We start from the raw sequence: 8,889 nt of genomic DNA, 5'->3' as shown, positions 1-8,889 counted from the left end.
CGGCCCTGCCGGCGGGTGCCGGCAGGGCCGTTCGCGAATGCCTTGCGGGCCGGGCGTCAGCCCAGCGGCTTGCTCGATCCGAAGAACAGCGCCTGGCTGATCGCGGCGCGGACGGTGGCTTCCTGGAACGGCTTGGTGACCAGGTAGGTCGGTTCCGGCCGCTCGCCGGTGAGCAGGCGCTCGGGATAGGCGGTGATGAAGATCACCGGCACGTCGCCGAACTTCAGCAGGTCTTCCACGGCCTCGATCCCCGAGCTGCCGTCGGCGAGCTGGATGTCGGCGAGGACCAGGCCGGCGGGCGAGCGCTCGAAGATGTCGAGTGCCTGGGCGTGCGTGGCCGCCGTGCCGACGACCCGATGCCCCAGATCGCTGACCAGGCCTTCGAGTTGCATCGAGATCAGCGGCTCGTCCTCGATGATGAGAACGTCGGTCGTGCTCTCGCTCTCGATCTCGAGAATGGCCTGGGCCACGAGCGCGTCGACTTCCTCGGGCGAGACCGCCAGGATCCGCGCGGTATCTTCGCGCGAGAATTCCTCCACGGTGGTCAGCAGCAACGCCTGGCGATGCGTGGGCGCGATGGTGGCGAGACGGGTCTGCGCCGCCTGCTCGTGCTGGCCGCCGTCGGCAAGGCCGGGTTCTTCCACATGGCCGGTGGCCCAGATGCGCGTGAAGGCGGCATAGAGCGCTGCCCGGCTGCGGGCGATATCCTCGCGCAGCACCTTGTCGGCCAGGGCTGCTTCCAGCGTGGCGCGGACGTAAGTATCGCCCGATTGTTGCGACCCCGTCAGCGCGCGCGCATAGCGACGCAGATAAGGCAGCTGGATGGCGATCTGGTCAGAGACGGACATCGAAATTCCTCGAATCGTGGGGACGTGATCGTCCCCGTGTTTTTCACCGCACCGGTGGCCCGCCCCCTCCCGATGGATCATCGATTTCTGACGCCGCGAGCAGGGCAGGGCAACCTCAAAATTTTTCCCGGAGAGCCGGTTTTGCGGGAACCAAGTCGGGTCGGGCCCGTTTGCTCGGTGTCACCACTGGCTCCCCCACCCCCCGCAACCGGTGGTGACCCGATCCCGGAGGCCTCCGTTCACGAATGCGTGGACGGAGGCCTCAAAGTTTACGGCGCAGGGATGTTCCCAAGGTGAACGAAAAAAATCATCTTGGTTGCACGAAAGATCGTGCAGCAGCCTCGGTCCATCTCGAAATCGAACGCGAATCCGCGCCGGAAATGGTCACTAAGCATCGCACCGGGAACTTTGTGTTCATTAGTCGCGTTTGCCAATTCGACCGGTCACGAAACGTGATCAGCCAAGGAGGGAACGCAATGTCCGCAGCAACCGAAACCAGCGCCGGTGCCGAAATCGTCTCAGGCGAAACCGCGGCACCTGCCGTGGCCGCGCTCAGCGACCGGGACTTCAAGCGCGCGCTCTCGGAAGTGGCGCCGCACTTGCGTGCTTTCGCACGCGGCCTTTGCGGTTGCCGCGATCGCGCCGACGATCTTGCGCAGGAAGCCATGCTGCGTGCCTGGGCAGCCCGCGGTCGCTATGCGGCCGGCACCAACTTCAAGGCCTGGACGTTCACGATCCTGCGCAATCACTTCTATAGCGAAGCGCGCCGGGCCCGGTTCCACGGCGAATACGACGAACTGGCCGCCGAACGCATCCTGCGCGCCGAAGCCAGCCAGGAAAGCGCCATCGAGCTTGCGGACGTCCTCCGCGCCTTGACCGCCATTCCCGAAACCTACCGCGAGGCGCTGATTCTCGTGGCTGCCGGCAATCTCTCCTACGAAGAGATCGCGAAGATCTGCGGCATCGCTCTCGGCACCGTCAAGAGCCGCATCTGCCGCGCCCGCGCCATGCTCCTGAAAGTGATCGAGTCTGGCCAGCTTCCCGATTTCCGTCACAACTTCGTGCTGAACGGCGAAGCGATCGACGCGTTCTTCGCCGAACTCGTGAAGATCGCCAATGTCGACGAGCGGGACACGCTCGCCGCCTGATCTTCCAGACAGTCGCCAATGTTTAGGACTCCACTGCCTTGGACTCGATGATCCCCAACGCCGCCAGGATACTTATCGTCGAGGACGAATTCCTGGTGGCGCTGCAACTCGAAGATATACTGTCGGACGGCGGTCACGCCGTCCTCGGCACCTTCCCCGATTCCGCTTCGGTGGCGGCTCTGGCGGAACGGCCGGATATCGCCTTGGTGGACCTCAACTTGCGCGACGGGCTGACCGGTCCGGCAGTGGCCCGCGATCTCGCGTCCCGGTTCGGCGCGCCGATCATCTACGTCACTGCCAATCCCGGCCAGATCGACGCTCCCGCGCCCACGGCGGTCGGAATCGTCCAGAAGCCGTTTTCGCGCCAGGCGATCCTATCGGCGATCGCCTATGCCCTTGCCGATTGCCCCGAAACTTCGAGACCCGCCGACCTGGAGCCGCTGGTTCGCGCCTGATGGCTCCGGTCGCTGCTCCACCGCGTTCAAAGCGATGGGCAAAACGGAAGGGGCGCGGAGGGGCTGGCCTCCACGCCCCCCGGGAGCACTGGGTCGTGCGGTCGACGAGGGATTCAGACCGCGCCGACTTCGTGCTCGCCAGTTCGAGACGGATCGATGGTGCCGCCTGTCGCCAGCTTGAAAAGACCGGTGATGCCGACGTCCGAAGTCCAGACTTCCGCATCGTCGATCTCGAACCGCAGCATGACGATCGAAGGATCGTGCTTGCCGTTGGGGAACCAGGCTTCGACATGATTGGTCCAGTGCCTGTCGCGAACCGCCGGGTCGGTTTCCTCGACGAGCGTGCCGGCGATGCAGGCGAAGACATCGTGCCCCTTGGTCATGACCTGACCCATGGCCCGGCCGCCCGCGCCGATGCGGTTGTCCCGCTTGCAGACGAACCAGACGGCATGATGCGCTTCCTTGTCGAGCAGCGCCGTCATGGGCTCGGCATGGCCATGAGCCGATTCGAGGCGCATCATGATGAACGGGCTGGCGGCGAAGGCTTTCCAGAACCTTTCGCGGACGTGGCTTTCCATGGCAGCTCTCCTCCTGGTTGTTAACGAAACAATGCCCGAAGGCCTTCGGCGTTCCCGTAGCGGCGCCCCGGCTGCCGAAAGCCGGTGAGCGCCGCCGGTCACGCCGTCATTCCCGCTCGTCTCCCGGCTTCTGGCTGGCGGCGATCTGCAACTCGCGCGGCTTGCGATTCTCGAAGGTCTCGGCCATGCGCCGCTCCGCATCGGCGGACAGGGTTTCCGCTGCGCTGGGGAACATGTCTTCCTCTTCCTCGTCGATATGATGAAGATAGCGGTGGCGCATGTCCTTGAACTTGGCGAGCCAGGCGCTCGACGCCATGTCGATCTCGATCAATTCGCCCAGGAAATCGTCGATTTCCTTGTGCTCGGACACCGAATGGCGCGCTTCGTCCCGCAATTCCGGGCAGGCGAGCATCGTCGCATAGAGCGATTCTTCTTCCGCCGCGGCATGGGCTTGCAGTTCTCGCCGCAGTTCTTCGAAGAGTTCGCGGCGTTCGGGGCTGTCGCCCTTGGTCTCGCCGAGCTTGGCGAGCATCTCGCGGTGACGGTCGTGATCCGCCTTGAGGTCCCTGAAAATACGGGCATCGGCCATGGTGTCGCTCCTTCCTTGGGGCAATTCGTATCGGTCAAGGAACGGGCCGGCATGCCCGGCGGTTCCGAAGGGGCCACGATCAGGGAACCTCGATGCCACGCCTCACCTTCGCCGATGGAACCGCTCCCGGAATTACGCGCAAGCCCGTGAGAGGCGGCAAGGACACGCGCGTGAGATGGGCCTACTTCGATCCCGACGGCGCGCGGATCCGCGACCGCGAAGAGATCGACCGGCTCAATCGCATCGCCCTGCCGCCGGCCTATGTCGATTGCTGGTTCTCGCCCGATCCCGACGCGCATCTGCTGGCCACCGGGATCGATGCGCGCGGGCGCAAGCAGTATCGCTACCATACCGACTGGCGGGCGGATCGCGATGCGCGCAAGTTCGACCGCTGCGCCGCTTTCGGCCATGCGCTGCCGGAACTGCGCCGACGCGTGGCCGAGGATCTCGCGCTTTCGCGCCTCTGCCGCGAACGCGCGATCGCCTCGGTCGTCGCCTTGCTGGACACGGCGGCCATCCGCATCGGCAACGAGCGTTACGCTAAGGAGAACCGCAGCTTCGGCGCCACCACCCTGCGCGGCCGCCATGCCACCGTGAAAGGGCGCACGCTCAAGCTGCGTTTCCGCGCCAAGCACGGCAAGCTGCGCGAAGTGTTGTCCAGCGACCGGGCGCTCGTGGCCTGCGTGCGCAAGATGCAGGATCTGCCGGGGCAGCACTTGTTCCAGTACCTGGACGAGGAGGGCTGCGCCTGTCCGGTCGGCTCGCAGGACGTCAACGACTACTTGCACGAGACGATGGGCGAGGATTTCTCGGCCAAGGACTTCCGAACCTTCGCGGCCAGCACTCTGGCTTTCGCGCGGATCTGGCAGGAACCGAAAGTGACACTCAAAGCGCTGCTGGAGGATGTGGCTGACCATCTCGGCAACACCCCGGCCATTGCCCGCAAGTCCTACGTCCATCCCGCGCTGGTCGCCTATGTGCGGGGCACCGAGCCCGTTCCGGAGCTTCCGAGCAGCCTGCCGCGCCGCACGCAGTGGCTGGCGCGAGAGGAGCGGGGGCTGGTAGCCTTCCTGGAAGCGGCACCGTCAGCCGCCAGCTGGAACTGAGCGAAGGCGCCGATCCGGCGTTTGTTATCCGCACATGCGGATTGCCGTGCCACCGGCGATACGGCACGATTGCCGCCGATGATGGAGAACCAGCGACATTATCCGGTTCTTGCGCTTGCTCTGGCGGCTATCCTGTGGTCGCCGTCCTCCGGCGGATCTGCCAAGGAGGCCGGGACAGAGGGCGACATCGTCGTCGAGGGCACGCGGGACCGAGGCGTGTTCGCGGCGGGCGAATGGCTGGTGAGGGTTTCCCGATCCTATCACTTCGGCAAAAGCCTGGACGGCCGCGAGATCGTGCCTGCTGCGGGGCAGGACCGAGAATGGCGCTTCTGCCTTCCCGCTACGCGGGTCGAGGCCCTGGTCGCGCTACTGGCGGGGCAAGGGCGTGCACAATCGTCGATAACGACCGATTGCCGCAAACTCGCGCTGCAACTCGGCGATGGGCGTCTGCGCGCAACTCAGACCTGCATGGGCGGGAACGTCACCGGTCCCGACCCATCCGGCCTGATCCACACACAGCGCACCCGATTGATTCTGACTGTCACCGGAACCTATGACGCCGAACGGTTCAGGCTCGATTTCAACGGCCGACGCGAGATGCTGGTGCCCGACCCGTCGGCCGCGCAGAAGTCGGACCTGACGCGGTGGTCGATCACAGGGCGTCAGGTCGGCGCTTGTCCTTCGCCCAAGGAGAAGTCCGATCTACCATGAGGGGCTTCTATCGGACCGATGCGCCGATCAGCCCTTGTGCAGCCGTGCGATCGCGGCGCGAACCTCCCGTTCGCCGTAAGGCTTGGTCACGACCGGCGCGTCCTTGAAAGTGCCGGTCAGGAGCGAGCGCTCGCCGTAACCGCTGGCGAAGATGAAAGGTACGCCGCGCTCCTCCAGTGCATGGGCCACGGGTTCGCTGGTGTCCCGGCCGAGATTGATGTCGAGCATCGCGAAGGAGACCTGGCCCGTCTCCACCAGCGCCATCGCGGCGCTTACCGAACCGGCGATCCGGCAATCCGCGAAGCCGAGGCCGCGCAGGACGTCCTCGGCTTCCATCGCGATGATGATGTTGTCTTCGACGATCAGCGCCGTTCCCTGCTTCAGCGCGCCCGCAAGGCCGTCCGATACCGCCATGTCGACGGCGGGCGGGTGTTCCGAGGGGCTGGGCGTCTCGAAGCTGGCGACATGCTCCGCCGGCAGGAGGAACAGCGCTTTCAGGCCCTCTTGCGGGTAGATGACCGAGGCGGAGCCGCCGAGTTCGTGCGGGATCGTGCGCTCGATGATGGTGGAGCCGAAGCCGCGCCGGGTGGGCGTCTTCACCGGCGGACCATCGGCCTCGCGCCAGTCGATCTCAAGCGAGCCGTCGTCGTCGCGGCTGAGCGTGATCGTGACCGTCCCGCGCGAATCCGACAAAGCGCCGTACTTGCAGGAATTGGTCATCAGCTCGTGGAACACCAGCGCCAGAGTGGTGAAGGCGCTGGGCGCGATCAGCGCGTCGGGGCCGTCGATCGCCACGCGGTCGGCATTGCCGGCGGCATAGGCGGCGGCTTCCGTGCGGATGAGGTCGTAGAGCGAGGAGGGCGTCCAGTCCTTCAGCGTCACCTGGTCGTGGGCGCGGGCAAGGGCGTGGATGCGGCTGCCGACGATCTCGGCGAACTCGTCGATCGTCGCGGCGCCTTCCTTGCTCTGGGTCACGAGGCCGCGGATCAGGTTGAGGATATTGCGGACGCGGTGGTTGAGTTCCGCGATCAGCACGTCCTGCTGCCGGGTGGCCTGCTCGCGTTCGGCATGGACCGCATCGGCCAGCCGCAGCACGACTTCGAGAAGCGTGATGCGCAGGGCATCGGCAGCCAGCGTCTCTTCCTCGGTCCAGGGGCGGGAGTGTCCCCGGCGCTCTTCCTTCCAGATCTCGAAGCTTTTGCGCGGCGTCAGCCGGGCGCCGAGCGGGCCGAGTTCGATGGACTTTTCCGGGTTCCCAGCCCAGTTGACCTCGCGCAGCTGCTCGCGGCGAAACAGCACGATATAGTCGCGCGGGGAACGGCTCACGGGCAAGGCCAGGAGGCCCGCCGCCCGATCGGACCATTCGCGGGCAGGCGCGAAGACCGATCCGATCGCGTCCGTCGACCAGACGGTGCTGGCCCCCGCGGTGTTGAGGAAGCGCGCGAGTTCGCTGAACTGCACCTGGTTCGGAACCGAGCCGTGGCTTCTGAACTGCCCATCGACCCAGCCGATCACGCCGTCGAAGGGAATGACCCGGGCGATCGAATCGGAAAAGTCCTCGAATGCCTCCAGCAGGGATCCGCCGGCAGCGACGCGGGACATCATCTCGTCATGAAGCCGCATCGAGGCGGTGCGCTGGGCCAGCGCGAAGTCGGTCTCCTTCTGCTCCAGCAGATAGGCGAAGAATTCCCCGAACAGTTCGCTGGCAGTGCGGACCGAGTAGGACAGCCGCAGCGGCGAATAGTGGTGGCACGCCATCAGCCCCCAGAGCTTGCCGCGCCGGATGATCGAGACCGACATCGAAGCCTTTACGCCCATGTTGCGCAAATATTCGACATGGATCGGCGAAACCGCGCGCAGTCCCGACATCGACAGGTCGAGCGGGTCGCCGTTGGGATCGGTGGTGGGGTGGATCTCCACGGTGGGATCGTCCACGTCGCTGATGATGCGCAGCAGGTTGCGGGTGTAGAGCCGCCGTGCCTGGGCCGGAATGTCCGAGGCGGGGAAGTGCAGCCCCTTGAAGCTGTCCACCATGCCGTTGAGGCTTTCCGCCACGACTTCGCCCGCACCGTCGCCTTCGAAACGGTAGACCATGACGCGGTCGAAGCCGGTGAGGCCGCGCAAGTGCCGGGCGGCGCTGGCGCAAAGCTGCTCGATCGAGGTGGACTGGCGCATCCGGTCGATCATGGGCCGGACATAGCTCACGAAATCGCGGCGTCGGCCGCCTTCGTGAGGCTCGATCTCCAGCACGTAGGAGCGGCCGGAAACGTGCACCGCCATATCGAACAGGCGGCCGTCGCCGCGCAGGTCGACCTCGAACACGCGCTCCACGGTGCTGGCGCCGCCCAGGATCTGCAGGCGGGTGCGCACGTCGTGCAGGGCATTGGGAGAAAGGAACTGGGTGGCGGGAAGCCCCACCATGTCGCGCGGCGAAACCTCGAACAGGTCCTCGCAGTTGGCCGAGACGTGGTTGATGATCCAGTCGCTGGAGAACGACAGGAGCCAGCCGAAACTCTGGATTCGGCCGATGATGTGGATCGGTTCGAGATCGCAGGTGTTCAGGTCCACCCGGTGCATGCCGTCAGCCATGCGCGGCATCCGCCGGAATGCCGGAGACCGAAGCGACGATCCCCGCCTGTTCGAAGGCGCGTTCGAAGGCCCGGAACGCGCTTGCGGCGGCGGCTACCGCTGCGGAACTCTCCGGGGCGTCTGCGCGCCGGCTCTTGAGCCAGGGCACCAGCGCCTTCCACAAGCCGTGTCCCGCCTCATCCTCCATATAGCGCGACGGCTTGCCGTTATCACGGCCCCAATAGCCTTCGCGGCGGATCACCGTCATGCCCAGGCGCGATCCGGCGACCACGTAGCATGTCCCGGACGAGGCCGCGGCATCGTAGACTTCGGCATAAGCGGCAAGGTCGATCTCCACGCCGAGCTCGGCAAGGTCGCAACGCAGCATCGCCGGATAGTCAGGGCAAGCGAAGCCGAGCACGTCCCGCGCGAAATCGCGGACGGCGGGAAACAGGCCTTCAAGGCCGATCGCATGGGCGGCAAGGAAGCGGGCCTGCTCCTCCCGGCGGGTCAGGTCGAGCGAGCCGAAGGCAGCGTCGAGCCCCTGGTGCGCCGATGCCGTCGCGCCCCTGAGCGCCGTGAGCAGATCGGCAGTGTCGGCAATAAGGTTCTCAGTCCGCATCGATAAATTCGCCTAAGAAGATCAATTGCGGGCGATGGGACCAGCGCCCATCCCCGCGTCGACGCGCCGGATTTCGGTTCGAGGGTTCACAATCCCCGCGTCGGAGAAATGTTCCTCCGTAACGCTTTATCAATATCGATGCGACCCGTCTGTTCACTTCTGTACGTAGCCGCAGGGAACCGCAAGCGGCCTGCCGCATTGTTCGCGTTACGATGCCGCTATGGCGCGGAAAATGCGAGGCGGCGTGACAGCGCGGTATTTCAG

General features: G+C 65.6%; 9 protein-coding genes. 4 read left to right on the top strand and 5 right to left on the bottom strand.

Annotation, left to right across the window (positions count from 1 at the left end; genetic code table 11):
- Nucleotides 1-56: 56 nt before the first annotated feature.
- Complete coding sequence (locus L284_RS30985; protein ID WP_021233212.1) at nucleotides 57-848, bottom strand: response regulator; 792 nt, start codon at nucleotides 846-848, stop codon at nucleotides 57-59.
- Nucleotides 849-1,324: 476 nt separating this feature from the next.
- On the opposite strand from L284_RS30985, the gene L284_RS30980 reads away from it, so the two are divergent.
- Entirely contained in the window at nucleotides 1,325-1,996 is a 672-nt protein-coding gene (locus L284_RS30980; protein WP_021233210.1) for a sigma-70 family RNA polymerase sigma factor, read from the top strand.
- Between the two features lie 47 nt (nucleotides 1,997-2,043).
- Nucleotides 2,044-2,451: a response regulator gene (locus L284_RS30975; RefSeq protein WP_040712743.1), complete on the top strand. Its 408-nt coding sequence runs from the start codon at nucleotides 2,044-2,046 to the stop codon at nucleotides 2,449-2,451.
- 113 nt (nucleotides 2,452-2,564) lie between these two features.
- Here the strand turns inward: L284_RS30975 and L284_RS30970 are convergent, their stop codons facing one another.
- Nucleotides 2,565-3,029, bottom strand: coding sequence for a pyridoxamine 5'-phosphate oxidase family protein (locus L284_RS30970; RefSeq protein WP_021233208.1), 465 nt, complete (start codon nucleotides 3,027-3,029; stop codon nucleotides 2,565-2,567).
- Nucleotides 3,030-3,135: 106 nt separating this feature from the next.
- Nucleotides 3,136-3,618, bottom strand: coding sequence for a hemerythrin domain-containing protein (locus tag L284_RS30965; RefSeq protein ID WP_021233207.1), 483 nt, complete (start codon nucleotides 3,616-3,618; stop codon nucleotides 3,136-3,138).
- 92 nt (nucleotides 3,619-3,710) lie between these two features.
- Here L284_RS30965 and L284_RS30960 point away from each other — a divergent pair, with 92 nt between their 5' ends.
- A complete protein-coding gene (locus tag L284_RS30960) occupies nucleotides 3,711-4,724 on the top strand; it encodes a DNA topoisomerase IB (RefSeq protein WP_021233206.1) in 1,014 nt (337 codons plus the stop codon).
- Between the two features lie 78 nt (nucleotides 4,725-4,802).
- Entirely contained in the window at nucleotides 4,803-5,435 is a 633-nt protein-coding gene (locus L284_RS30955; protein WP_021233205.1) for a hypothetical protein, read from the top strand.
- 27 nt (nucleotides 5,436-5,462) lie between these two features.
- Here L284_RS30955 and L284_RS30950 read toward each other — a convergent pair whose 3' ends face one another.
- A complete protein-coding gene (locus tag L284_RS30950; RefSeq protein ID WP_040712740.1) occupies nucleotides 5,463-8,024 on the bottom strand; it encodes an HWE histidine kinase domain-containing protein in 2,562 nt (853 codons plus the stop codon).
- Nucleotides 8,017-8,625 carry a heme oxygenase-like domain-containing protein gene (locus L284_RS30945; RefSeq protein ID WP_021233203.1) on the bottom strand — a complete coding sequence of 203 codons (609 nt, stop codon included), beginning with the start codon at nucleotides 8,623-8,625 and terminating at the stop codon, nucleotides 8,017-8,019. Before L284_RS30945 ends, L284_RS30950 begins: the two co-directional genes overlap by 8 nt.
- Nucleotides 8,626-8,889 lie beyond the last annotated feature (264 nt).

The organism is Novosphingobium lindaniclasticum LE124 (genome assembly GCF_000445125.1).
Lineage (GTDB): Bacteria > Pseudomonadota > Alphaproteobacteria > Sphingomonadales > Sphingomonadaceae > Novosphingobium > Novosphingobium lindaniclasticum.
The sequence above is the reverse complement of the archived record's forward strand: the minus strand, read 5'-3'. Positions and strand labels throughout refer to the sequence as shown.

Bases quoted from the DNA above. Each gene is read 5' to 3' on its own strand.
- L284_RS30985 (WP_021233212.1), bottom strand. From the start codon at position 848: ATGTCCGTCTCTGACCAGATCGCCATCCAGCTGCCTTATCTGCGTCGC.
- L284_RS30980 (WP_021233210.1), top strand. From the start codon at position 1,325: ATGTCCGCAGCAACCGAAACCAGCGCCGGTGCCGAAATCGTCTCAGGC.
- L284_RS30975 (WP_040712743.1), top strand. From the start codon at position 2,044: ATGATCCCCAACGCCGCCAGGATACTTATCGTCGAGGACGAATTCCTG.
- L284_RS30970 (WP_021233208.1), bottom strand. From the start codon at position 3,029: ATGGAAAGCCACGTCCGCGAAAGGTTCTGGAAAGCCTTCGCCGCCAGC.
- L284_RS30965 (WP_021233207.1), bottom strand. From the start codon at position 3,618: ATGGCCGATGCCCGTATTTTCAGGGACCTCAAGGCGGATCACGACCGT.
- L284_RS30960 (WP_021233206.1), top strand. From the start codon at position 3,711: ATGCCACGCCTCACCTTCGCCGATGGAACCGCTCCCGGAATTACGCGC.
- L284_RS30955 (WP_021233205.1), top strand. From the start codon at position 4,803: ATGATGGAGAACCAGCGACATTATCCGGTTCTTGCGCTTGCTCTGGCG.
- L284_RS30950 (WP_040712740.1), bottom strand. From the start codon at position 8,024: ATGGCTGACGGCATGCACCGGGTGGACCTGAACACCTGCGATCTCGAA.
- L284_RS30945 (WP_021233203.1), bottom strand. From the start codon at position 8,625: ATGCGGACTGAGAACCTTATTGCCGACACTGCCGATCTGCTCACGGCG.